This window comes from Candidatus Odyssella thessalonicensis L13, assembly GCF_000190415.1.
GTDB classification, from domain to species: Bacteria; Pseudomonadota; Alphaproteobacteria; order Paracaedibacterales; family Paracaedibacteraceae; genus Paracaedibacter; species Paracaedibacter thessalonicensis.
Genome location: NZ_AEWF01000002.1, coordinates 176,958 through 202,212 on the forward strand (window position 1 = coordinate 176,958; position 25,255 = coordinate 202,212).

At 44.6% G+C, this 25,255-nt stretch carries 24 protein-coding genes and 1 pseudogene; 5 read left to right on the forward strand and 20 right to left on the reverse strand.

Annotated elements, in window-relative coordinates:
- Positions 1-152 precede the first annotated feature (152 nt).
- Entirely contained in the window at positions 153-1,340 is a 1,188-nt protein-coding gene (locus tag HMO_RS0104270) for a hypothetical protein (RefSeq protein ID WP_139016827.1), read from the reverse strand.
- A 143-nt stretch (positions 1,341-1,483) separates the two neighbouring features.
- Between HMO_RS0104270 and atpC the strand changes: the two genes are divergently transcribed.
- From atpC to HMO_RS0104290, 3 genes are all read left to right on the forward strand, one after another.
- The gene (gene atpC, locus HMO_RS0104280; RefSeq protein ID WP_010299072.1) at positions 1,484-1,759 is read left to right on the forward strand and encodes an ATP synthase F1 subunit epsilon; all 276 of its coding nucleotides are present in this window, start codon (positions 1,484-1,486) and stop codon (positions 1,757-1,759) included.
- 95 nt (positions 1,760-1,854) lie between these two features.
- Positions 1,855-3,429 carry a cell division protein FtsZ gene (gene ftsZ, locus HMO_RS0104285; protein WP_010299073.1) on the forward strand — a complete coding sequence of 525 codons (1,575 nt, stop codon included), beginning with the start codon at positions 1,855-1,857 and terminating at the stop codon, positions 3,427-3,429.
- A gap of 204 nt (positions 3,430-3,633) precedes the next feature.
- Positions 3,634-4,548: a hypothetical protein gene (locus tag HMO_RS0104290; protein ID WP_010299077.1), complete on the forward strand. Its 915-nt coding sequence runs from the start codon at positions 3,634-3,636 to the stop codon at positions 4,546-4,548.
- Positions 4,549-4,745: 197 nt separating this feature from the next.
- Here HMO_RS0104290 and HMO_RS0104295 read toward each other — a convergent pair whose 3' ends face one another.
- The 8 genes from HMO_RS0104295 to atpH all read right to left on the reverse strand — a co-directional run bounded on the left by HMO_RS0104295 (position 4,746) and on the right by atpH (position 11,653).
- On the reverse strand, positions 4,746-5,459 hold the full coding sequence (locus tag HMO_RS0104295) for an F-box protein (protein WP_010299081.1): 714 nt from the start codon (positions 5,457-5,459) through the stop codon (positions 4,746-4,748).
- A gap of 118 nt (positions 5,460-5,577) precedes the next feature.
- Positions 5,578-5,973: a hypothetical protein gene (locus HMO_RS0104300; protein ID WP_010299086.1), complete on the reverse strand. Its 396-nt coding sequence runs from the start codon at positions 5,971-5,973 to the stop codon at positions 5,578-5,580.
- 33 nt (positions 5,974-6,006) lie between these two features.
- Positions 6,007-6,282, reverse strand: coding sequence for an F-box-like domain-containing protein (locus tag HMO_RS0104305; protein ID WP_010299088.1), 276 nt, complete (start codon positions 6,280-6,282; stop codon positions 6,007-6,009).
- A 200-nt stretch (positions 6,283-6,482) separates the two neighbouring features.
- Positions 6,483-7,109 carry a prepilin-type N-terminal cleavage/methylation domain-containing protein gene (locus tag HMO_RS0104310; protein WP_010299091.1) on the reverse strand — a complete coding sequence of 209 codons (627 nt, stop codon included), beginning with the start codon at positions 7,107-7,109 and terminating at the stop codon, positions 6,483-6,485.
- Between the two features lie 89 nt (positions 7,110-7,198).
- Entirely contained in the window at positions 7,199-8,653 is a 1,455-nt protein-coding gene (gene atpD / locus HMO_RS0104315; RefSeq protein WP_010299094.1) for a F0F1 ATP synthase subunit beta, read from the reverse strand.
- Between the two features lie 19 nt (positions 8,654-8,672).
- Positions 8,673-9,539: a F0F1 ATP synthase subunit gamma gene (locus HMO_RS0104320; protein WP_010299096.1), complete on the reverse strand. Its 867-nt coding sequence runs from the start codon at positions 9,537-9,539 to the stop codon at positions 8,673-8,675.
- A gap of 15 nt (positions 9,540-9,554) precedes the next feature.
- Entirely contained in the window at positions 9,555-11,087 is a 1,533-nt protein-coding gene (gene atpA / locus HMO_RS0104325) for a F0F1 ATP synthase subunit alpha (RefSeq protein ID WP_010299100.1), read from the reverse strand.
- The gene (gene atpH / locus HMO_RS0104330) at positions 11,087-11,653 is read right to left on the reverse strand and encodes an ATP synthase F1 subunit delta (RefSeq protein ID WP_010299104.1); all 567 of its coding nucleotides are present in this window, start codon (positions 11,651-11,653) and stop codon (positions 11,087-11,089) included. The genes atpA and atpH overlap by 1 nt, the downstream gene beginning before the upstream one ends.
- 658 nt (positions 11,654-12,311) lie before the next feature.
- Here atpH and trmB point away from each other — a divergent pair.
- Positions 12,312-12,992 carry a tRNA (guanosine(46)-N7)-methyltransferase TrmB gene (gene trmB / locus HMO_RS0104335; RefSeq protein WP_010299106.1) on the forward strand — a complete coding sequence of 227 codons (681 nt, stop codon included), beginning with the start codon at positions 12,312-12,314 and terminating at the stop codon, positions 12,990-12,992.
- Positions 12,993-13,085: 93 nt separating this feature from the next.
- Here the strand turns inward: trmB and fliW are convergent, their stop codons facing one another.
- The 6 genes from fliW to HMO_RS0104370 are packed head-to-tail and all read right to left on the reverse strand — an operon-like array spanning position 13,086 to position 18,166.
- The gene (gene fliW, locus HMO_RS0104340) at positions 13,086-13,529 is read right to left on the reverse strand and encodes a flagellar assembly protein FliW (RefSeq protein WP_029448407.1); all 444 of its coding nucleotides are present in this window, start codon (positions 13,527-13,529) and stop codon (positions 13,086-13,088) included.
- A gap of 11 nt (positions 13,530-13,540) precedes the next feature.
- Complete coding sequence (locus HMO_RS0104345; RefSeq protein ID WP_010299110.1) at positions 13,541-14,458, reverse strand: flagellar hook-associated protein FlgL; 918 nt, start codon at positions 14,456-14,458, stop codon at positions 13,541-13,543.
- A 12-nt stretch (positions 14,459-14,470) separates the two neighbouring features.
- Entirely contained in the window at positions 14,471-16,306 is a 1,836-nt protein-coding gene (locus tag HMO_RS0104350; protein ID WP_010299115.1) for a FlgK family flagellar hook-associated protein, read from the reverse strand.
- 9 nt (positions 16,307-16,315) lie between these two features.
- Complete coding sequence (locus tag HMO_RS0104355; RefSeq protein WP_010299119.1) at positions 16,316-16,741, reverse strand: hypothetical protein; 426 nt, start codon at positions 16,739-16,741, stop codon at positions 16,316-16,318.
- Complete coding sequence (locus HMO_RS13740; RefSeq protein ID WP_010299121.1) at positions 16,731-17,039, reverse strand: rod-binding protein; 309 nt, start codon at positions 17,037-17,039, stop codon at positions 16,731-16,733. The genes HMO_RS0104355 and HMO_RS13740 overlap by 11 nt, the downstream gene beginning before the upstream one ends.
- Positions 17,039-18,166 carry a flagellar basal body P-ring protein FlgI gene (locus tag HMO_RS0104370; RefSeq protein ID WP_010299123.1) on the reverse strand — a complete coding sequence of 376 codons (1,128 nt, stop codon included), beginning with the start codon at positions 18,164-18,166 and terminating at the stop codon, positions 17,039-17,041. The genes HMO_RS13740 and HMO_RS0104370 overlap by 1 nt, the downstream gene beginning before the upstream one ends.
- Positions 18,167-18,393: 227 nt before the next feature.
- Between HMO_RS0104370 and tssH the strand changes: the two genes are divergently transcribed.
- Complete coding sequence (gene tssH, locus HMO_RS0104375) at positions 18,394-20,982, forward strand: type VI secretion system ATPase TssH (RefSeq protein ID WP_052571989.1); 2,589 nt, start codon at positions 18,394-18,396, stop codon at positions 20,980-20,982.
- A 227-nt stretch (positions 20,983-21,209) separates the two neighbouring features.
- On the opposite strand, the gene tssE is transcribed toward tssH, so the two are convergent.
- From tssE to tssB, 5 genes and pseudogenes are all read right to left on the reverse strand, one after another.
- A complete protein-coding gene (gene tssE / locus HMO_RS0104380; protein WP_010299128.1) occupies positions 21,210-21,707 on the reverse strand; it encodes a type VI secretion system baseplate subunit TssE in 498 nt (165 codons plus the stop codon).
- Between the two features lie 2 nt (positions 21,708-21,709).
- Positions 21,710-22,330, reverse strand: coding sequence for a hypothetical protein (locus tag HMO_RS0104385; protein ID WP_010299130.1), 621 nt, complete (start codon positions 22,328-22,330; stop codon positions 21,710-21,712).
- 111 nt (positions 22,331-22,441) lie between these two features.
- A complete protein-coding gene (locus HMO_RS0104390; RefSeq protein ID WP_010299133.1) occupies positions 22,442-23,011 on the reverse strand; it encodes a hypothetical protein in 570 nt (189 codons plus the stop codon).
- Between the two features lie 74 nt (positions 23,012-23,085).
- A pseudogene (gene tssC / locus HMO_RS15190) lies at positions 23,086-24,553 on the reverse strand (type VI secretion system contractile sheath large subunit).
- Between the two features lie 20 nt (positions 24,554-24,573).
- Entirely contained in the window at positions 24,574-25,104 is a 531-nt protein-coding gene (gene tssB / locus HMO_RS0104400; RefSeq protein WP_010299136.1) for a type VI secretion system contractile sheath small subunit, read from the reverse strand.
- Between the last annotated feature and the right edge of the window lie 151 nt (positions 25,105-25,255).

Genomic DNA, 25,255 nt, shown 5'->3' on the forward strand with positions numbered 1-25,255 from the left:
TGCTATTATCCGTAATAAATGACCATAATAGAGCTGAATAACGGCACTTTTAGCAGGAAATTTCTCTGTTAAGGTTCCCGGTCTTTTTACTAGTAGGGCTTTGAAAGCAGCTATCATTTTAACCTTCTGAAGAATTCAATATCCATAAGTGCTTAAGCCTTATCCTTAAGGGCTTGATCAGCCAAGAATAATTGATTGATAATCATTTCTGACTTTTCTAAGTCAGTGGCTTCGGGGAAAAGATTTTCTGTTGTTATTAAATAAATATAGGCCGCCACATAGCGCCCGCAATCGGTGGTATTGAAAGCATTCTGATGGCCAGAGTAGTAGGCCGGCTTAATTTTAAGGGATGGAAGTACCGTGGCTGCTTGCCTGTAGATTTCTTGAGGATCATACCATTGTTGAAAGTATTTAGGATCATAAAGTTGGCCGTAAATCTGCGATGTGCCGGCTGTGGATTTTATGGTGAGCAAAGTAAAATGCCGCCGTGTATCTTGGGACTGTGCTAGGGGAATAAGAATTTGAAAGGGTCGCTCCAAAAGCTCTGGGTATTCCAAAAGAATGGCTCGAAGCGCTTCGGTTACCGAGAGATTGCCGGCAGTTGTTTTTAGCTGGTCATCGGTGGCGTCTGTAACTACGCGCGTCACAATGCTTGTATAATGGTCGGTTTTAAGGATGCTGAAGGTTGGGGGACATGTGCCCACGTTATCAATGGATGTATAAGTTTCAGAATCTTTCCAGTAAGAAAAGCTTGCCAATAATTCACGGGCCCTGCTTGATAAGTAGCTGGGGGTCAAGGCGGGTCCGAAAGTCCTGGTTAAGCTTAAGTTAAAAAAGGAATGGGGCACCAGAGAGGATGCGTCTAAAATTGGCTTTTTGAGCAGGGGCTCCTCAATAAAATAGGGGCGGTAATCAAGGAGAGCCTGGAATAAGTAATTAAGGCTCTTAAGCTCTGAGGAGGGGATTTCTTTGCCAGAAAACAGCAAGGAGTACAACGGTAAGGGAGAATTTAAAGCCTGCTGTAAGCAATTCATAGTGTCAAAATCTTCTCGGTTATAACCGAGCTCTTTGCGAAGAGTTTCGCCTACTCTCTCACGGGTCAATTCCTGCTCTTGACAGAGCATTGGTAATGCGTTTAGCTTGCCGAGAGCCGGTTGGCCATACTGGTCGTTGCCAAGGAGCTCGGTCAAATGGATATTAATCTTACTAAGAATATGATACACTCGGGTCGTTGGAGGCTCTGGCAAACCCTGGATTTCTTGGCTGGTGGCGCAGCACGTCGTGAGGAGAGAAATAAAAGTGTACAACACGAGAAAGATCGTCGCTTTTTGATTCAGCATTCAGGAGAAAACTCTGCTAAGGGACTATCTAAACATCTTAGTTTTACAGTCAATATTTGTCCAGGAGCACAATGCGGATACAGCTCGACAAATGTAGCGAAACATTCTACCATAAGGTAACGTGCTAAATTGAGGAGGTCGCCATGGCAAGACAATTATTAGATGACCAATTGAGTTTAAGTATTATCACACCTGAACAAACTCTGTATACAGGTGACGTTTCTATGGTTGTCATCCCTGGCGCTGAAGGGGATTTTGGCGTACTTCCTAAACATGCACCTTTTATAAGTACACTACGGGCAGGCGAGATTAAAGTGTATCGTAATGATACCGTCAGCGATGTGTTCAGAATAACAGGGGGCTTTGCTGAAGTTGTGAATGATAAATGCCAAATTGTTGCAGACGGACTGTTAAGCTAGTTTATTGGATATTTATATAAAACTGTGGCATTTGTATTTTCTTTGGGCAATGATATAAGTTAAATTATATGTCAATTTGAGTTGAGGGATCTTTAATGGCGATGGATACGGAATTGAGGCCACGCATCACAGTCGTGGGAGTAGGCGGTGCAGGCGGAAACGCCGTAAACAATATGATTCGAGCAAAACTGGAAGGTGTCGAGTTCGTCGTTGCCAATACAGATGCTCAAGCTCTTGCTCAATCTTTAGTGCCGGCAGAACATCGCATTCAATTAGGCTTAAGCGTTACGCAAGGGCTGGGGGCTGGGTCTAAACCCGATGTCGGCCGGTCAGCCGCCGAAGAATCCCACGACGATATCACCCGTCTGATTAAAGGCAGCAATATGGTTTTCATTACCGCCGGTATGGGCGGAGGAACCGGAACAGGGGCGGCACCCGTTATCGCCCGGGCTGCCCGGGAGCTGGGAGTGCTGACCGTGGGTGTGGTCACTAAACCATTCCATTTTGAAGGATCCCACCGCACTCGTACGGCTGATAAAGGTATTGATGAATTACAGCAGTATGTTGATACCTTGATCATTATCCCTAATCAAAATCTATTCCGTATCGCCAATGAGCGCACAACCTTTGCCGACGCCTTTAAAATGGCTGACGATGTCTTATATTCGGGTGTTCGCGGGGTTACCGATCTTATGATTATGCCCGGATTGATTAACCTTGACTTTGCTGATATCCGGGCCGTGATGGCAGAGATGGGCAAAGCCATGATGGGTACAGGCGAGGCCCAAGGCGAACGGCGGGCTTTGGATGCGGCAGAAGCAGCAATTTCTAATCCATTGTTGGATGATGTGTCGATGAAAGGGGCGCGTGGTGTCCTGATCAATATTACGGGCGGATTCGATATGACGCTCTATGAAGTTGATGAAGCCGCCAACCGCATTCGCGATGAAGTTGACCCTGATGCTAACATCATCTTTGGTTCCACCTTCGATGAAAAGCTTAATGGCACCATGCGGGTGTCTGTGGTCGCCACGGGCATTGGCAGCTTTAAACCTAATCATGCTTCTGTTTCACCGATCCATACGGCCACAAAAGCTGAGCCAGAAAAAAATACCTCCTCAGGTTTTGGGGCCTCTAGCTTTGCAAGCCGAGATTTTGGCTTTGGGGTTTCCAGTTTCACAGCGCCACGAACAACTGAGCCTGCCCCACAGGCGTCAGCTTCGTCCTTTAAAGCAACCAGCCAAGAAGAAAATGCTTCTGAGTCCGCTCCAGAAACTGCATCTTCTAAGCCAGACTTGAGTAGTCAAGATGCGGCCTCTACCGGTGAAGAAAAAACAGAAGCTATGATCAATGATATTGTCACGGATCTGGGAAAGACGCGCGATAAGGTGGAAGCTATCCTTGAAGATGCAGCCGCATCTACTGATTCTGAAGCTGCCGCCTCTTCTCAACAGAGTGCCGCGCTCAGTATTGATGCAGCTCCTGAGAAGAAGAAGACAATTTCTTTATTTGAACGCTTTACCGGGGTGGCTCGTAGCCGCGGTAATGCCCCCGAGGAAGACACGACGTCCGCTAAACGGTCAAGCCCAATTATATCGGCCGCTGACAAGCAAGACGAGGAAGATAATGACATCCTCGAAATTCCTGCATTTTTAAGGCGTGAAGGATAAACCCTCTCGAAAGAAATTAAGGGATCGTCTGTCATATGCATGGCCTGAGGAGAAAGCTCTTCTCAGGCCTTCTGTTATAACTTGAAAAATAATAGCTGCGTTCTTAGAGCACTGGCTAAGAATTAAACAAGTTGCCTATCTTATTTTAGAAATGGGTCTTTATTACGGTTTGAGTATAAGAATAAAAATTCTGGAAATAATCGCATGAACTTTATCTATAAGCTTAATAAGTATATCCGCCTATGGCTGTTATTGATCATAAATTGTGCCGTTAGCATGGAGATAAATGATCAAGAGCGAGCTCTTGACTCTGCCACGAATTCAATTGATTTTGAGATAACCTGTTCAAATAGGGCTCGCGAAGTTATGCATGAGCGTAATCTATCGTTGATAGTCTGGGAAAGCTCACCGCAGAATTGTCGAGAAAAAATTATTGGTTGCCTGCAGATGCTCGCCCATAATCCCGTACAAAGCAGTTTTGCCCTTCAGCAAGCCTACCCTCTTGTGAAAGAGCAGACTGCTCTGGTTGTTATCTGTCATCTCTTGAAAACACCTCCGGTCTCGTCGTCACCGGTTACTGAAGAGAAGGCCTTAAATTGGGTGAGAGTGCATACCGCTTATCTGCAAGACCATACTATCCTCGTTTATCGCCGCTGTGATCAATCTAGAAAAGGACAAGTTCTTCATAAGCTCAATTTGGGCGTCGACATATCAAATAGTGGCAGATTTATAATACGGCCTCAGGGGCGCTATAAAAGCTTGAACTTATTTAATGATCTGCCTCTTCTTAATGAAGTTAAAGAGAGCAGCTTACCGATTTTTATTCTAGGGGCTCACTTCTCAACCCTTAATTCTGCAACTGCTTCACAGCACCATTTATATCAAAGTTCCCTAATTATTAAAGAGTACTTAAGCGAAGCTTTCTCAATTTATCCCGAGGACTTTAGGCGGCCGGCCCGACAATTCAAACATTTGCTGGCTGAATTTCTTATCCACGCTCAAGTGGTTGATTATTCCCGCCTCAATGAAATTCAGTCCGTAATAAGGCAAGAATTGTTGTCTTATCGCCAAATTAATAAGTGGGAAGCAAGGGAGATAATTGAGGCTGAGGCTCTCTAAGCTCTTATAAGTTAGCAGTGCTAGGTAATGCCGCCTTAATTAGGGTAAGGTGAAAAAAAGAGAAGAAGGGGGAGTCTGCTATAAGTAGGATATGATGGCACTCTCATGTCACAGAGAGCGCCATACTAAAAAGTTAGTTGCCATCGCTTTTCTTAGATCACGTTTTTATGGCAATATTCTAGTATGTCCTCTTATGTTTATTGAGGGGAGTTTTCTTCGTCTGTCGTGCTGACATTAATGTTATGAAGAATTGCTCTGGCAAGCAGGGGAGGAATAAAGTCAACTTTAACAAAAACAGCAAGAAACTTGGCGAATCTATTTTTATCTGTACATCTATAGCCACCTTCAGATAGTTGCACAGGAGTCTCTCCGCTCAAAAGTCCGGCTTTCTGTAACTCTGCGACAATCTTCGGATCTTCTTGCACTGACGAGAAACAAATACTAATCCTGCCCTCTTCGTAGCCAAGAATTTGAATCGCCTCTATTTGACTGTTGTCCTGGTCCTGAGGGATAACATACAACCTTCTATTATTCAAAAATGATTGATTACGCCTTGAAGGAAGGATCTTACTGAAGTCTCCCACAATTCTCCAGTTTTCGCTAAGTTCTGTAAGTTTTTTATACACCTCCTGCCAGCTTTCGCCTTCTATCGGCTGTGCAAGGAATTCTTGAAAATCGTTCTGGATACGATTTTTCCACGCTGGATCATCATTTACAAACTCATGCCATTGCCTGCTTACACAAGCTACTTTTACTGCATTTACTCCAGGAAGTTGATCAATAATCTGTTGTTGAAGTTCTGTAGGAAGATGATTCCCTCCTGTAGTTTCTTCAGGAGCGTCCATCTCCATCGCCATTACAGAGGTTAAACTTAAAGCAGCGGCATGTAAAAAGCAGATTGGTTTATACATTTTTATTCTACCTATTTAGATGTTAAACCGCCTATTGCGAGATACCTGAAATTAAAAGAAATCAGCAAACTGCCCCTTCTTTATCGGTGATGCAATCAAATCCCGAGTATTTACACTCCTAGGACTGGGTGGTTGTGATATTAACTTTAGAAAGAATTAATCTTGCAAGCAGGGGAGGAATAAAATCAATTTTAACAAAAACGGCAAGAAATTCTGCTAATCTATTCTTATACCTACAAGTATAGTGGTCTCCAAAGTTCTCTGCTGCTTGATTTCCGGCCGTAAGACCGGCGTTGCTTAACTCTGCCATAGCTTTCGGCTCTATTAGATTGGTCTGGATATGAATACTAACCTCACCATTCTGGAATCCGAAGATACTGATATGGTCTATATGGCTTTTGCTCCGATCGTGAGGCCTAAGCTCCAACTCTCTGTTAATTGGAATTCTAGTAAGTCCATGGGTAGGAGTATGGATTTTTCTGAAATCTCCTTCAATTATCCAGCTTTCTTTCAATTCTGTAAGGCTTTTATAGACATCCCGCCAGGTTTAGCCTTCTATAGGGGGTACTTGATCTTCTTGTTGAAAATCATTTTGGACCCGGTTTTTCCATCCTCGTTCATCTTTTGCAAGGTCACGCCATTCGCAGGTTACTTGAGCTGCCTTGACCACTTCTTCTGCATTCAGCTGATCAATAATCACTTGCTGGAGTTCTCTAGGAAGATGATTCCATCCTGTGGTTTCTTCAGGAGCGTCCATCTCCATCGCCATTACAGAGGTTAGACTTAAAACAGCAGCGGGTAAAAAGTGAAATGACTTATACATGTTTATCCTTACTATTTAGGTATTAGACCGCATATGGCGACATAGCTGAAATTGAAAAAAATCATCAAACTGTACTTTCTTTATTGGTGAGGCAGAGACCGGGTGGTAACGCTGCTAATGCTTTTGACGAGATAGGAGGCTAACCCCCTTGTAAGTGCCACATCCGAAGCGCATATGAATAATGTTTAAATCTTCATCAATTATAGTCTGAGCATGACAATACAGGCCGGTGATTTGTGAGCCAAGTTAAAAGTTTGGCCATTATGGCAGTTCGATGCAGAGTTTCCTAAACCCATAACAATAAAATACCCTTCCTGAGGGTGGGGTTCTCCCGCTTTAGCTTTTAGGAGCATGGCTTGTTTAGGGGTTAAAGCAGCGGTGGAGCCGTCGGGCGAATTAGAAATTACCAGCCAGTTTCCAGCGTAGGCCCCGCCTGCTGGTTTGCCAACAATAGTAATGATGCCGCCTATTCTACACGGCGGGGCATGATCGCTTTCGGCCAGGCCAGCTGCTTTTAAATGGCGCCAGACCTGGGTAGATTCAGTTTGGTTGATAGTGCCATCGCCGCTGCCACTGGTGACGCCTAAGCCAAAATGGTCTCGGGCGCGGCTATCATTGCCAGGCCATTGCCCAAACTGATCACGGTAATTTAGTATAGAAAGTTTGACTTGATTAAGCTCCTCGATGGTAGCTTGCACTCGTGCAGTTTCAATTAGGTCTTGCCCTTTAAAGACTGCTGCTGTGATCAGACCGATAATAATTAAAGCGATCGATATCTCAATAAGGGAGAAAGCGCGTAAGCGCCGAGGTATTTTGTTCTTCTTCATTCTATAACCCAGTGCTATAAGTGCAAAAGTAAAAACAGGGTAGTATGACTACCCTGAAAAATAAAGAAGTAATTTTAGGCGGCTTACAGTTATGCTGCCTCAAGGGACATCTTGCGTGCCTTTTCTAAGGCTTGATCGATGGAGCCTACCATGTAAAAGGCAGCTTCTGGCAGATGATCATAATCGCCATGCACAATGCCGCGGAATCCGGCAATGGTATCTTGCAAGGGGACAAAAGCGCCTGGCGTTCCTGTAAAGACTTCAGCAACATGGAACGGCTGGGACAAGAAGCGCTGAATCTTACGGGCGCGAGACACAATTAATTTGTCTTCTTCGGAAAGCTCATCCATGCCTAGGATCGCAATAATATCTTGTAAAGACTTGTAGGTTTGAAGAACGCGTTGGACATCGCGGGCCACCTGGTAATGCTCTTCACCGACGACGCTGGGCGCCAAGATGCGCGAGGTAGAGTCCAGAGGGTCAACCGCAGGATAAATACCCAGCTCAGCGATTTGACGGTTCAAAACTGTTGTCGCATCTAAGTGAGCGAAAGAGGCGGCCGGTGCCGGGTCAGTCAAGTCGTCCGCCGGAACATAAACGGCTTGGACCGAGGTGATCGAGCCGCGTTTGGTGGTGGTGATTCTCTCCTGTAAAGCACCCATCTCTGTTGCCAACGTCGGTTGATAGCCTACCGCAGACGGAATACGCCCCAAAAGTGCAGAGACCTCAGAGCCGGCTTGCGTAAAGCGGAAGATGTTGTCCACGAAGAATAATACGTCTTTACCTTCTTCATCGCGGAAGTACTCAGCCATTGTCAAGCCAGTTAAGGCCACACGGGCACGCGCTCCTGGAGGCTCATTCATCTGTCCATAAACTAGGGCTGCTTTAGATTTTGTCCCTTCTAGATCGACAACGCCAGACTCAATCATTTCGCGATACAGATCATTACCTTCACGGGTACGCTCACCCACACCCGCAAAAACGGAATAACCACCGTGCGCTTTGGCCACGTTGTTAATGAGCTCCATAATAAGAACGGTCTTACCGACACCAGCACCGCCAAACAAGCCAATTTTACCGCCGCGCGGATAAGGAGTTAGCAAATCGATCACTTTAATACCCGTGACCAAAATTTGAGTCTCTGTGGACTGATCTACAAACTCTGGCGCCTCCCGGTGGATCGGCATGGTAATGGCTGTCTTGACTTCACCGCGATCATCGACAGGATCGCCAATAACATTAACGATGCGCCCCAGGGTTTCGGGGCCGACAGGAACCTTAATCGGCTCATTCGTATCATAAACCTCTGTGCCGCGTATCAAGCCATCCGTTGAATCCATGGCAATGGCTCGGACGACATTTTCTCCTAAATGCTGTGCTACTTCGAGAACTAAAACGGAGCCATCATCACGTTTAATCTGAAGGGCGTTCAGGATCTCGGGAAGTTTGCTCTCAAAGTGGATGTCGATGACCGCTCCAATGATCTGCGTTACCCGCCCCACATTCTTGTTGCCATCAATGGCTTTTAATTTACGTGTTGACATTCTCGTTCCTCTCAACGTGTTAAAGTGCTTCAGCACCTGAAATAATTTCGATCAACTCTTTCGTGATATAAGCCTGTCGGGTGCGGTTATAGTTTAATTCCAATTGGCGAATCACATCCCGAGCATTGCGAGTCGCATTGTCCATTGCTGTCATGCGGGCCCCATGCTCACTGGCATTGGTTTCCAGAAGAATCTGATACATCTGGACCGCAAAATTCTTGGGTAGAAGCTCATTGATCAGCCGCTCATGGGAGGGCTCAAACTCAAAAATACCGCGATCATTGGTCTGTTCAATAGGGATGGGGATAAGTTGGCGCCGCACCACATCTTGGCTGAGGGCAGATTTGAATAAGCTGTAAACGATTGTCATGCCGCCGCAGACGTCTTGCTCAAGCAAGCCTTCTAAATAGGTGCAAACCTGTGACGATTCTTCAATAGTGACGCCTTTGCGTCCAATATCAGAAAGGGTATCAATGATCAGAGGACCAAAATCCCGCCTAAGTAAGTCGCGGCCTTTACGCCCGATACATAAAATCTTAACCGGTACATTCTCAGCTTGCAGGCGACGCACCAGATGTTTGGTTTCGCGAATAATATTAATGTTAAAGCCGCCACATAATCCCCGATCTGATGACACAACCACCACTAAATGCACAGGATTGTCAGGGTTCCCTGTTAACAGTTTGGGAACCTGGGGTAGGTCTGGGTTTTGGCTTAACACATTAACCAGCATCTTTTCGAGAACCAAGGCATAGGGGCGCGCACTTTCCGCTTTTTCTTGAGCCTTCCTTAGTTTCGCTGCTGCCACCATTTTCATAGCCGATGTGATCTTTTGCGTCGATTTGACGCTTTTGATCCTAAGCCGTAAGTCTTTTAAACTCGGCATCAGTTAACCTCCTCGTTACCCGACAAAGTTCTTGGCAAATGTGGCAGCGAATTCATTGAGCAACTTTTCTTGCTCCTCCGTTAATTTTCCAGCTTTGTCAATTTCAGCTATTAATTTTGGATGCTCAATTTTTAATGCTTGAATATATTCTTTCTCGAATTTACTGACATGCTTGGGATCAACATGGTCTAAATAGCCGCGAACACCCGCAAATATAGAGACCACTTGCTCGCCGACACTTAATGGTGAATATTGAGGTTGCTTTAACAGTTCAGTCAAGCGAGCGCCCCGGGCTAGTAACTTCTGCGTTGATGCATCAAGATCAGAGGCAAATTGCGCAAAAGATGCCATTTCGCGGTACTGGGCGAGTTCCAACTTGATTTTACCTGCGACCTGCTTCATAGCTTTGGTTTGAGCGGCCGACCCCACACGGCTAACTGATAAACCGACGTTGATGGCCGGGCGGATGCCTTTATAGAACAGCTCTGTTTCAAGGAAAATCTGACCGTCGGTAATGGAAATAACGTTGGTCGGGATGTAAGCCGAGACGTCACCCGCTTGAGTTTCAATAATAGGCAAAGCTGTTAAGGAGCCGCCGCCATACGGATCATCCAACTTAGCGGCCCGCTCTAAAAGGCGGGAATGTAAGTAAAAGACATCACCCGGATAGGCTTCACGTCCAGGGGGTCGGCGTAAAAGTAGAGACATTTGACGGTAAGCTTGGGCATGCTTGGATAAGTCATCATAAATGATAAGAGCATGCATTCCATTATCCCGGAAATACTCACCCATGGCACAGCCGGTATAAGGGGCGAGGTATTGCATCGGAGCAGGATCCGAGGCGGTTGCCGCCACCACAATTGTATAATCCATGGCCCCGGCATCTTGCAGTTTTTTAACCAGGCTGGCTACGGATGACCTTTTTTGGCCAATGGCCACATAAATACAATAAAGCTTCTGACTTTCGTCTTTACCTTTGTTGGCTTCTCGCTGATTGATGATTGTATCAAGAGCAATGGCTGTCTTTCCCGTTTGGCGGTCACCAATGATTAACTCTCTTTGACCGCGCCCGATGGGGACCAACGTGTCGACCGCTTTTATCCCGGTCTGCATGGGTTCATGAACGGATTTACGTTTAATAATGCCAGGGGCTTTAACTTCGACGAGGCCACGACTTTCAGCAGGGATGTCGCCTTTGCCGTCAATCGGATTGCCCAGGGCATCAACAACTCGGCCTAATAAACCCTTACCAATGGGAACATCCACAATCGTTTTGGTGCGTTTAACAGTATCACCTTCGCGGACGTCTTTGTCAGGTCCAAACAGCACCACGCCCACATTATCGACTTCAAGATTGAGAGCCATGCCATAAGCGCCATTGGTAAACTGAACAAGCTCACCAGCTTGGACATGCTCGAGCCCATGAACGCGAGCAATACCATCTCCGACGGACAGGACGCGGCCTGATTCGGCAATGTCAACTTTTGCCTCATAATCATTGATCTTTTGTCTTAAGATAGCGGATATTTCTGCAGCCTTAAGTTCCATTAAGCACTTCCTTTCATCGCATTGGCTAAATGATTCAGTTGGTTGGCAATTGTCAGATCAATGATCTGGTTTCCAATATGGACGAGAATTCCGCCCAGATAAGTTTGATCAGTTGCATAACGGATTTCGACTGATCCCGAAAATTGTTTTGCTAGAATCTGCGATACAGCTTCTTTTTGCTTTGAGTTCAATGGAACGGCGGAAATAATTTCAGCATGAATAATGTTCTGGCTGTAATCGACCAGTTCTTGAAAAATTGACTGAATAGCAAAAATATATTTAAGACGCCTGTTTTCGGCGAGAATACGAATAAAGCTGCTTAATATGTTTGACAATTTTACTTTGTCACCAATCGCCTGGAAAACAGCTATATGCTCTTCCCGTGTTAACGCCGGAGAAAGAATAATCGCCTGAAAATCGGCGTTAGTTTTCGTAAAATGACAAAATTCCTGAAATTGCTTGGCAACATTTGCCACATCACGGCTTTCTGAGGCAAGATCGTAAAGAGTTTTGGCGTAACGTCCAGCGAGGGAAGTTAGGTTGCCGGAAAGGGAAGTAGGATCCATGGCAATTCCAATAATTTTAACAAATCTTTAATGAAAGGTTTAGCACAGCTAAGCATTTTACACAAGGTGGTTTCGATAATTCATTATACGGAGTTTAGCTGTCCAATTAAAGTTTTTTAGCTGCTAAAAGCAATAAAAATAATGGTTAAAGCTCACTACTTATTGCGATAATTGGAGAAGTTTTTACTACCGAAGCAACAAAATTGTTAAAGTGCTACCCCGATCTATAACAAAAGCGGGCTAGCCTTAATCATGAAACCGTGAACTTAATTCGGCAATCCGAAAGGGCCAGAGGTAGATAAGCTTGAGTCAGGAAGCGCCTGTTCTCATCTGTCATACTCTACGGCCTGAGGTGTCGGACTGTAAGGCATATTATTGCCTGCAAATTAAGTAATTAGCGTAATCCATCCCGCTCGGGGCTGCAAGGACTGCTTTCAGTTTAAAATCAGTCTTCAAGCTTCCTGCAAGGGAAGGAGAGGGAATCCTAAGGATGGCATGGAGAACCTTTTATGACCTGGGGGCTATAACAGCTTCTTTTAATCAGTAAAAGAATTCGAGGAAATCTTTGAATTTTAAAACATTGGCTGCAGAGAGTGATGAATTTTACAAATTTTATGATATAATGGCTTAACTTAATATCAGTGAACAATAATTAGCAATGCATCAACACAGAAAAGTTTGGGGACGGAAAGTAGCACGTCCTCTCAAGATTAATCAGAAACGTCTTCTTGACGAAGAACTTCCAAAACTTCAATTATTTGCTGATTTTGGTAAAAAGTTAGATCTAACTCAGCTTATGCCTGGGTTTGAATCCTATATTTTAGAAATAGGCTTTGGCGGCGGTGAACATTTAGCATGGCGCGCTCAACAATCTTCAAGTCAGGGATTTATTGGATGTGAGCCGTTTATTACGGGTGTGGCCGGTTTGCTTGGATATATTGAAGATTATGAGCTTGACAATGTCCGCATTGTAATTGATGATGCCCGCGTCTTGCTTCAATCTTTACCTGATGCTAGCTTGGATCGTATTTTTATTCTTTTCCCAGACCCATGGCATAAGAAACGCCATCACAAACGCCGTATTGTGAGCGATGAAACCATTGGTGAACTGTCTCGAGTGCTAAAGAAGGGCGGCGAATTAATGATGGCAACTGATATCCAAGACTATGCAGACTGGATGGTAGATGTTCTCAGCCGGCGGTCAGAATTTACGGCCATGCTTGACGGGCGTCAGAGTGTTTATGAACGCCCGCATCCTTGGCTTGTGACGCGATATGAGCAAAAAGGCATAGATGCGGGCCGCAAACCCAGTTACTTGCTCTACCGTAAAAACGATTGAGCTTGTAGGGGGTGGCTTCCCCGTGTGGCCGATTTAAGCAAAAGCCAGAAGGGGAGCTCCTTACATAAAAGCATAAAACTGCTTTAGGCCTGACTAGATAATCTTTGCAATTGGATAGTCAGGGTTATTCAATATCACCTGCCAAGCGCGATGGCTTGCTGGGTGGAAAATAAACGGTGCTCTAATATTGGCGGTCATCGTCTTTTGGCCGTCTTCATTGGCGTCCACTGACACAATGAGAAAGACTTGGCATTCTGGGAGCTCTAATCCGAGATGTTTTGTTGCCGTCATCAGATCTGCCTCAGCAATGGTGATATCACTGATTTGCAGCTGATCTAATTTCAGGAGTATAAAACAGTATTCTTGCTCCTCTATGCTTTGAAGCTCCCAAAACAGGCTAACTTCTTCAGCAACCAAAGGGGTCAAGGTATAATGATTAATATCATTAAATCCAATAATCCCTTGCGGCATAATCAGCCGATAGACAGGTAATTGAGACTCAATTGCTTGTGTGGCTAGTTGTTCACAGTTCATCATGGTTTCCCCCTTTATACTGGTATCTTTTCAATAAGTTCTTTGATCGAATTAAGTGAGCTGGTGGTCACATAACGTGTCAGCTGAAGTCGCGTCTTACTCTCAACATAATCTTGTAAAACTTCTGAGTCTGTGCGATAGCCCAACTCTTTAATATTCTCTGAGACTTCTTGCTCTAGATTTAATAAAGACTCTTCTACTCTTTCTAGCGTCTTCTGGCTGTTTTCTAATCTGTTTGTTGCTTGAACGATGTTTTCGTGTCCTTGCAGGCATAAGTCATTAGCACGCTGTAAACGATCATCTTTCTCAGTGGTAGGGAGAGTTGAACATAGTCTAAGCGAGAATATTAACTCCGCAATACCTATATCGTCTGCCCTTACTGGTGTTTGAATAACTGTATCATCATCGGCTCTGAAGCTTAAATCAGAGGAGCTGCCCTGATAATATAAGGTCGCATCCACGGGGTCAGATAGCGCCATTGCCGGTAATGTCGCTAAATCTACGGTCGGTGCAACATTAGTCGCGGTACCGGCAAAAATATACTTCTCATCAAAGCGGCTGTTGAGAATAGAATTAAGATAGCCTAATCTATCATTACACCATATCGAAAGCTCTTGAGTACTAGCTAGGGTTGAACTGCGTAACAATGAGATACGGGTCTGAAGTTCGACGGCTGTCTCTCGCATTTTGTCCATCTGATCGCGAACAAATTTTAACCGTTCATGGTTTAAAACAGCGCCATCTTTATAACTTTGGACGCTTTCTAGTATCAATTCTTGACCGATAAATTGCTGAACATTTCGGGCCTCGCCATAACTGCCCGAGACTCCGCCACTGGTTAATTCGGCGGAGCTTGTCTGCACAGAGCGCTCACTACTCAGCGCGATCATTTGGTTATATCTGGCAGTCGTTAAATAAGGTAAATTTGTCATATATTAGGATCCTTATCTTGTAAGTGTCGTCATTAAATCTCTATCCATAGAGTTCACAATATTCAAAGCTTTAGAGGTAATGCTTTGGCTAGTGGATAACTCAAAAATTTTAATAATCTCTTCCGAGGGATCAACCCCACTTTTGTATTGAGCCAGCTTGGTTAACTCCTCATAGATACGCTCATCAACTTCCTGGGTTGAGCGGCTGCGATTGATATCTGATTGAATAAGTGACATGATGCGGGTGGCATACTCGGTCGCAGAGATTTTGGCGACAGAAAGAGCGCCGGCAGCAAGAAAGTCCAAGTTGCCCCGCCTTAAGGTATCGCCGATCTGAAAGGCAATCGTGGTATCGCTTTCAGTAAGGCCGAGACAATCGCCTGAGGGTGGCGGAACTTGGTTGTTTAAAACACCGACGGATAAATTAGCTGCGTTGGTTGAAAACCGATCGCGCACTTTAAGATGGTTGGCAATGCCGACCTGGGCTGAGCTACTTACCACTTGGTTATCAGTATCAAACAAATTGTTAAGCCCGAAGAAATGCGAAAAGCCATAAGCTATGGTCGGGTCGTAAGTTGATGATGCCGAGATAGTAGGTTTAGTAGTGCCAGCGGCGCCAATTGCCACACATTTATTAGCGGTCGATGAGATTTGCAACTCACCTGTGGGTAACTGGGTGACCGTAAAGTCACCGGCGATATTGCTAAAGCCATAAGTGGCTGAATTAATGTCACTCACTAAACCGCCAACCGACATACCATCTGTAAGAGGCACGTCTTTATAGTCAAGTAAAGTTCCATTCATATCGGTAACGGCGATGCGCAGGGTGCCTTGGCCTGAAATTGTTGTACTAGGGTCTATTGGCACGGCTACACCCGGCACATAATTGAGACCCGTTAAAGTAGCGTCCCCTGCAAAGGCGGCTCCTTCATTATGGAGCGCATTAGTCGTATCACGCACAACGCGGGTCAGTTCATCTAATTCGGCCTGGATATCGGGTAGAATCTGATCACGCAGCTCTAGCAGGCCAGCAATCTCACCAGAGGTAAAGGTTGAGGTAATATTGATGCCCGCTGCGGTGGAAATAGGCGAAAGTACGTCCCCGGGGAGAATATAGCTTGCTGGGGTATAGCTAAGAGGAAAGGTGCTAATGGAGGTCGCCAGCACATCGCCACTTTCAAGGGCAATCGTTTTATTATTGTTAGCTGCGTCAAAAACTTTAATGCCACAAAGTTCAGTTGAGTTGTGGATAAGCAGGTCGCGTTCATCTTCAAGATTTGAGGTATCGAGATTATTAACTGTAAAGGAAACAATCTGTTGATTATAGTCTTTAATTGATTCTAAATTGGCGTTTAGAGTTGTGATTGCAGTGGCAATATCAGCATCGGCTTGAGCGCGCAAATCATTAATTTGATCCGAAAGATTTGTCATCTGATTAGCAAGGGTTACAGCGGCATGAATTGTTTCCCGCTTTTTGTTGCCGTCTGTGATGGAAACCACCTCTGTCATCTTGACGCTAAATTGATTGATGCGATGAATGAAGGAGGCTTCATCACCTTTGGTGCCCAACAGTTGTGAGAGTCGAGTATAGTAGCTATCTTCGATCTCACTTTTACCCACCTTAGAGTTCTGTAGACGGGTTTGAGTCTGAATAACTTTATCAATCACACGGCTAATCTGGCTCTGCTTAATGCCCGAGACGCTATCGCGTAGGATTAATTTTTCAGCATAAGCAACCTTGCGGGTATAACCGTCAACATCTGCCCGTGCCACATTAGCAGAAGTAAGCTCAGTTTGTTTACGGTCATATTTAATCTTTGATAGAAGGGTGGAAACGGAATTGGCCATAATCTTCTCCTAGATCTGTAAGTTAAGCGCCAGCATGGTAACAGGTGCTAAGTTAGGGTCAAAACGAGCTGTTTTATTATAATGGCAGGTAGGTGCCTGATCTTCTTTGACAGCTTGACTAATCTTGTCAATGATTTTATTGCGAACTGTTTGCGCTACCTCAAGGGCTTGCTTGTTTTCAAGAAGGCAAGCATGTAATCGGTCTATTAGTTCTTTAAGCGCTTGTAATTCTTCGACAGTGCACTCAGAGGTAATATCTTGCTCATTAAATTGTTTGCAGATAAATTGATGCTGCTCGGCTAATTTCTGCTTGTCTAATAATAAAGCTTGGGCTTCAGAGACCTGATGCGCATATAAAAGCTCAGTTTCCTTATGGATTATCTCCACCAGCTCAGCTGTGATTTCCATTAAATTCTGATAAACATTATTTGACATCTGTTCTCTCCTGTCCCTTTAGCAAGATTGGGTAAACACTTTCAGCAATCCCGAAAACACCGGGCATAGACTCGGCAATTTTTTCTGCCCAAAAAGAGCGAAACATAACTTCAGTTTGTCCGCCGCCAAATAGACCCGTGTCATTACCAGAAAACATTTGCTGAATGATGTGGCTGGTGAACGCCGCCTCAAATTTTTGAGCTGCTTCCCAAGCCTTGGCTGGCTCTACTTCGCTTTTTGACCTTATGGCTGTATGCGAATTGATGAGGCTAGAAAATTGAGTCGCGTGGATTGTCATTAGATCACCTCAATATCTGCTTGAATTGCGCCCGCTGCTTTTATGCTGCGTAAGATTGAAATAAGATCGCGTGGCGTTGCCCCTAAGGCATTCAGACCATTCACTAATTCTTGTAATGAGATGCCAGACTGTAGGATGGCGAATTTGCCTTTTTCCTCTTTAACTGTAATATCACTGCGATTAACAATCTCTGCTGTCTGGACCTGGGTAAAAGGCTGCGGCTGCGAGACCTGCGGTGTTTCAACAACTTTGATGGTTATACTGCCTTGAGTTACAGCGACGGTTGATATTTTAACATTCTCGCCCATAACAATCACACCGTCTTGGTCATCAATAATGATCTTCGCTGCTTGATCCGGCTGAACAGTCAGCTGCTCAAGGGTGGTTAAGAAACCCACTAAATTAGAGCGATGCTTATCAGGAATCATAAGGCTTACAGTCGTCGGATCCTTTGCTTGGGCAAGTTCACCAAACTGTTCATTAATAGAATTGCTAATCCGTTGAGCCGTAGTAAAGTCAGGGTTTTTTAAGCTCAGGTGCATGCGCTGCATAGAGGCCAGCTCGAAGCCTACCTCTTTCTCAATAATAGCCCCATTGATAATCTGTGCGGATGTGGGAACACCTTTAACCACTTTCGAACCTGAATTGCCATCAGCGTTAAAGCCGTTGGTAGCAACTGCCCCTTGCGCGACGGCGTAAACATCGCCATCGGCTCCAAGAAGAGGAGTAACCAGTAAGGTTCCACCTCGTAAATCTTTAGCATCCCCTAAGGCGGATACTGACACATCAATTCGCGTTCCTTGCCGTGAAAATGCAGGCATGGTAGCGGTGACCATTACGGCTGCGATGTTTTTACCACTTAAGTTAATATTGCCGGTATTTGCATCGCGGATGTTAACTCCTAAACGCTCTAGCATACCAGCAAGGCTTTCTTTGGTATAAGGGATGGCGGCAATTGAGTCTCCTGTTCCATTCAAGCCAACGACCAGACCATATCCTACCAACTGATTCTCTCGCACGCCTTCAAAACTGACAATGTCTTTAATGCGAACAGTATTAGCTGCTGCATATGAAGGGTGAATTATTTGACACCACGTAAAACTAAGGATTAAAAGTTGTCTAATCATTTATGCCTCACTTATATCTCACCCTAATCCAGCAATTTTCATGCCAAGTTCGATAAGGATAGCTTTTTCAGTCGCTTCTAGTACCAGTTTGACAATCAAAGATTAAGAAGTGATCAATTTATGTAAAATTTTACCTTAACTTCTTTCGATGAGCTGTACACCAGAACCAGGGTTGGTTAACATAAAATTAAGATCTTTTGTAACATGGTGCTATTATGCCAACGGAGATGAAAAATCTTGTCTCAAAGCTGAACCATCCCTGTAAGCGTGCTTTGGAAGAGGCTGCAGCTTTATGTATGGCAAAGACAAATTATAATATTGAAGTTGAGCATTTTATTTATAAATTGCTTGAACAGCCTCAAACAGATATGCACCAAATCTTGCGACATTACGATGTCGATTTAAACTCAGTAAGAAAGCATTTACTGGGTACAATCGATAAATTTAAAACTGGCTGTACGGGGATCCCAATTCTCTCTCCGAATATTTTGATGCTTTTAGAGCAGGCCTGGGCAATTTCTTCCTTAAAAATTAATCAGACGTCAATCCGTTCTGCTGCTTTAATGCTGGCTCTGGTCGATATAGAGCAAATTCGCGGCGTCATTTTGGAGTCTTGTCCACTGATTTTAAGGGTCCCGCGTCATACGTTATGTCAAGAGTTGGAAAACTTAATTGAGTTGAGCCCAGAAAATCGTTTCCTTTCAACGACTGATAACCGGACACTCTCTCCGTCCTCTTCGGAGACTAATTCCCCAGAAGAGAAGGAAAAAGCTCTTATTAAATTTTCAATCAATCTTAATGAGCAGGCAGCGGCCGGCAAATCTGATCCCCTATGCGGTAGAGAAAGAGAAATTTCCCAGATTATTGATATTTTGTCGCGACGGCGACAAAATAATCCGATTCTGGTCGGGGAAGCGGGGGTGGGCAAAACAGCGCTAGTGGAAGGGCTTGCTCAGCGTATCCTCTCTGGCAATGTGCCAGATAGTCTCAGAACCGCCCAAATTTATAGTTTAGATTTAGCCCTTCTGCAGGCCGGCGCCGGGGTTAAAGGTGAGTTTGAGGATCGTCTAAAACAAATTATCGAGGAAGTTAAGCATGCTGCCGAACCGGTTATTCTTTTCATTGATGAGGCTCATACCTTAATTGGTGCGGGCGGCTCAGCAGGGACGGGGGATGCGGCAAACCTTTTAAAACCGTCATTAGCACGCGGAGAGTTAAGAGTTATTGCGGCGACCACTTGGTCTGAATATAAACGTTATATTGAAAGCGATGCTGCTCTTACACGGCGGTTCGAAGTGGTCAAGGTGGGGGAGCCTTCTGAAGAAGTAACGGCGATGATTTTACGGCGGCTGGTGGCTAACTTAGAACAGCATCATCAAATTGAGATCCTAAATGAAGCAATCAATGCGGCTGTGCAATTAAGCCAGCGCTTTCTTCCGCAGCGTCGATTGCCCGATAAAGCCATTAACCTTTTGGATACCGCCTGTGCGCGAGTGGCGCTGACGCGTCAAGGTAAGCCTGGTAATATGGATGCGCTTGAAAATCGCCAAGCTTTATTAAAGGTGGAGCTGGAAATGCTGCGCCGCGAAGCGAGAGTGTTTAAGGTAAACCATCATAGATGTCAACAAATAGAACAGGAATTGCAGGAGCTTAGAGCCTTAATAAAGGCTTTAGCTGACCAATGGCAGCACGCCCAGCGTATTCTCGATAAAATTGAACAATCCCAAAGTCAGCCGTCGCTTCCGGCCTTAGTTAAGGATCCGGAATATGACAAAGAACATGATGGATTGCAGGCTGAGATCAAGCAGATCTTTGAAAAACTGGGTGTCTCTTATCAGGTCGACCGTCGAGCTATTGCGCAGATTTTATCCACATGGACAGGGATTCCTGCTTCAACCATGCTGAGCTACCAAGATGGCTTGAAAAAGGAGGATATCTTTTCTCAACTTCAAGAGCGCGTCGTTGGTCAAGACCATGGCTTATATCGGATTGCCCAGAATATTATATCTTATTCAGCAGGTTTAGCTGACCCCCATAAACCGATGGGCGTCTTTTTGCTTGCTGGCCCCAGTGGGGTAGGAAAAACTGAAACGGCTCAAGCCCTGGCAGAAGTTATGACAGGTTTAGGGGAAAGTTTGATCCGTATCAATTTGTCAGAGTTTCAAGAAGCCCATGCGGTGGCAACATTAAAGGGGGCTCCTCCCGGTTATGTTGGTTATGGTAAAGGGGGAATTTTAACGGAAGCTGTTCGGCGTAATCCTTATGGGGTGATTTTGCTGGATGAAATTGAAAAAGCTCACCCGGATGTTATCAACCTTTTTTATCAAGTTTTCGACAAAGGAATTATGGAAGATGGGGAAGGGACAGAAGTCAACTTCCGCAATTGTCTTTTCATCTTAACCTCGAATGTCGGTGCTGAGATTATTTCCGATTTCTGGCTGAGAAATGAGCGCCAGATTACCTCTGAGTTTTTTTCAACTATAGAGCCTAAATTATGGCTAGCATTGAATAAGAAATTTGCTAATGCTTTTCTTTCTCGCACGACGGTGATCCCTTACGTGCCACTGGGAATAGAAGACTTGGCTCAAATTACCCGCCTTAAGCTGAAGCAAATTGATGCGCGGTTGCAAGCGCAACACCAAGCTGAGCTCATTGTGGTTGATGAGGATATCCATCGTATTATTGAACTTTCCCAAGGTCTTCAACACGGCGCCCGAGCCATTGATAAAATTCTTTCCTCTCAAATTCTGCCGCAGTTATCTGAGAAACTGCTAGCAGGAGACTCCTTTAAAGAGATGACGTTAACAGATATCTAATCTGCTCTTGAGAAAAGTCCTTCGCTGCGCTCAGTGTACATTTTCTCCATTTTTATAAAGGGTTTCTAAGACTTGAAGCGGTTCTATGCCTTAGAAGCAAATAGCAAAAGATGTTTGCAGGCAGCTTTGTTGCAAGATTTATCTTATTTAATCTATTTGCTCTAGGATCTCAATAAATACTTCAGAGAAGAGTATCTAGCTTGCTCTAGAGAAGAGCCCTTTTTAATTTAAGCTTGGATCTCTAACGGGAAGGTGACTTCGTCCTGGAAATCTTTAATGTTAAGCGTGGCGGTGATATTGATGAGTAAGCAAAATTTCTTATTATCGAACTCTATAATTGTCACGCTGGGATTCTTTAAGCGTGGCTCGAATAAGCGTATGGCATTTTCACATAACAAAGCAATATGAGGATGATGACCTTCATTGGTAGCATCATACTGAGAAAAATCTGCTAAGCCATACATCTGTGGTAAAGCAAAATTCCACTTATCTATGCTGAGCTGATCGTACTCTGCTTTAGTGGCATTGGCACGTGTATTTAAGATGCGCCCTAACTCTCTTTGGATAGATTGCATCAGTTCAAATTGATTGTAAAAGCGCAGGGGTGGAATTTCATCGCTATTGTTCCTATCCTCATCGATCAATTTCTCAAATAAAGGAACCGGAGCCCCTCGTTTCCGTTTGGGCTCCGCAAAGGATTCTTCGATGATATTCCTATTAAACACGTTTAAGCCTGAATCTTGCCGGTGGTGTAATCAAAGTAACTCACGTTGTTACCTTTCTTCGTCCCATCTTGGTGATATTGTACAATTGTATTTTGGCGCTTTTCTGGACGGAAAGAAAGAATGAATTTATCTAACTGTTGTTGGGTGCTTTCAATACGGCAGTTGGTATAGGTTATGTATTGAAGCGGCACTTTAAGATCCGTGATATTGGCCAGACGGATTAACTTAATAGCCGCAATGTTAGCGCCGGTGTACATCTTTGTTTCAAGGGAGGCGATATAATCGCCTGTCGGAATTACAATAATGACGCTGGAATGCTGCACAGCAGCGGTTGAAAACAGCTGGTTAGCGGTGTTGCCTTGAGTAAGACGGGCTTGCTCAGAATACCATCCCAAAAGTTCAGTGCATTTTTTAAGGTTGGCCCCGGTTCCCAGAGGCGTCCCTTCGATAGAAGACGATAATAAGCTATCAATCATAACCATCCATTCCGGCGTGGATACATGCGATAAGTGTTGAATGGAAGGGGCATGGATCGGAATATTGATTCCCGTACCAATGATATTGCTGTTGCCATATTGATGATGGGCAGGTCCAAAATTGGGTCCTGAAGAATTATTTGTCATCTGTTTGCTCCGTTAGTCTGGCTATCTTATTGTCAGTGTAAAAAGATAAGCTTTAATTTTTAGTAAAAATTTAAATTAAAGCTTAATAAAAATCCCCAGGCTAGCAATCACTTATTTTGCTTTACCCGTTACGTAATCAAAAAAGCTAACATTCTGGCCTAGCTTGCTGCCATCTTGGGCATATTGGACAACTGTATTCATCCGTGTCTCCGGGCGAATAGAAAGGATAATCTCATCCAGTTTTTGTTGAATGGAATCAATTTTACAATTCATATATTCAACTTCTTGGATAGGAACTTTTAAATCAGTAATATTAGCGAGGCGGACGATTTTAACGCGCGCCAGGTTAGACCCTGCATTCATTGCCGTTTCGAGTAAAGGAAGGTATAGTCCGTTGGGAATAACAATCAAGATATTCGAATGTTGAACAGCAGCTGTTGAGAATAATTGGGTTGCTGTACTACCTTTCGTTAATCGGGCTTGCTCCGCTACCCATCCATAAAGCTCTGTATAATCTTCATAACCATCAATGCTTGACGACAAAAACTTATCAATGGAAATCATCCATTCGGGAGTGGTAACGCTATTGGTATGCTTGATATGGGGATCAACCACTGGAATGGTTATGCCGGTCTCGCCGGCGAGGGGTATGGTCCCGTACTGGGTATAATTGTGTGACATCTTGTCTTCCTCCTAAAAACTTTAGGCTTGGTTGGGTTGCTGTTCCGCCCTTAAGACGGAACAGAGGTGCTCTCTTAGCCCCCGGCGGGAGCTGGTAACGTTGCAACGAGACGGATAGAAGCCGTTAATTCTTCCATCTGTAAATGCGGCCGGATATAAACCACGGAACGATAGGATCCGGGTTTGCCAGGAATGTCATAGACCTCGATTCGCGCTTCACGCAAAGGATAACGTGCTTTAACGCTTTGAGGGGCATCGTCATTTAAAAGCACATAATTGGCAATCCAGGTGTTTAAATATTGGGCAACGTTGTCTGCGGTTAGGAAGCTGCCAATTTTATCGCGCATGATCACTTTAATATAGTGGGCAAAGCGAGAGGCATTGAGCAAATAAGGCAAACGTGCCGATAGAGAAGCGTTAGCGGTGGCTTCGTCTAAATTGTAAACTTTAGGCCGCTGCGTGGTTTGAGCGCCAAAAAACGCCGCATAATCTGTGCCCTTACAATGGACAAGCGAGATAAAGCCAAGATCGCTGAGCTCTTTTTCTCGGCGGTCGGTGATAACCACCTCTGTTGGGCATTTCAGCGCGGTATCACCATCAGCTGTCTTATAGGTATAGGCAGGCAAGTCTTCTACAAGTCCACCTCCTTCAACGCCCCGAATAGCGGCTAACCATTTATATTTACTAAAGGCATCCGTTAACTTAGTTCCAAGAACATAGGCCGCATTTGTCCAACAGAATTTCTTGGAGTCAGCACCCGCAACATCTTCTTCAAAATTTAGTCCCTCGGCAGGCAGGCTGTTAGCACCATACGGTAACCGCATCATCACATGGGGTAGCACCAGGGCAACATAGCGTGAATCTTCGGAGTCACGGAAGGAATTCCATTTAATAAGTTCAAGACTTTCAAAAATCTTGGATAGATCACGTGGTTTACCCATTTCTTCAAAACTATCAAAGTCAAACAGACGGGGATGGGCGCCAGCAATGAACGGAGCATGGGCTGCCGCTGCCACTTGGGATAACTTGGACAGCAGTTCAATGTCCATTCGGATGACGTGTAAATTCATAGTCGCCGATCAGGCATGAGTAAGGATGACCGCCATAAGTGCCGTATTCTTCCTCATAAATCTTTTTGAACAGGGCGCTTTGGTCAAATTCTACTGCCTTTTCTAAATCGTCCATGATTTCTTTCTTAGTGGCGGGCAATAAACGTAATTTAAGATGAGAGCCCGTCTCTGAATTCATCACTAAATAATCGAGGCCGCGCCAGGAACCTTCTAAGCTGCGGAATTCGTCGGTGTGCATAAACTCATTCAGTTGGACAGCAATCAAGTCATCAATTTGCTGAATCCGTTGTGTCAGAAATGTGACTGTATCATTACTTAGAACGTTGCCCTGTTCGACAACTTGCTTGACGAACTCTTCCACCAGATCACGAGCAAAAGGTTTCTGGGTGTCGTCTTTGGCGAGTTTACCTTTCGTCATTAGAACGTCAAGGGTAACTTGCTCTTGGGCGGGTGCTTGGGTCTCGTTTGCCATAATCTATCTCCCTTATCCTTTTAGCTCGCAGGTTTATCAGCTGACTTAGCTGAATCATCTGCTATACCCAGTTCTGATTTCAGGCTATTACGCTGCTCTGTATTGTTAATGACAGCATGCAGTAATTCATCTAAAGCATCATTGCCATCAAGCTTAGTGAGCATATCCTTTAATTTGGTTCGCGCTTCGTAAAGCTTACGCAAGGGCTCAATCTGCTTCACCACATTCAGCGGTTGAAAGTCATCCATACTGTGGAAAAAAAGTTCTGCACTCATTTGGCTGCCATCGTTGGTCAGCTTGTTATCCACACGCAAGGTTAAGCGCGGGCGAATCTTTTCCATAATATCGTTGAAATTATCACGATCAATTTCTATAAACTTGCGCTGCTTTAACGGTGGTGGTGGAGAAGCAGGATGCCCTGCTAAGTCTGCCATTACTCCCATAACGAAAGGCAATTCTTTCATAACAATGGCGTTACCAATTTCCACATCATAAGTAATTTGCACACGGGGAGGACGGACCCGGTCTAATTTATGTTGAATGCTTTCCATGTGATTTGTTCTCCAATGTCCTGGGTGTAGTTGTGCCTTTATCTCTAATATTGGTGAGGAAGATTTAATAAAGGCTTAACAAGATGAAAAATTTTCCAGAATTTTACCTATTTATTTTCGAAGCGAAAATTATGGTGATAAGGAGGCTGAG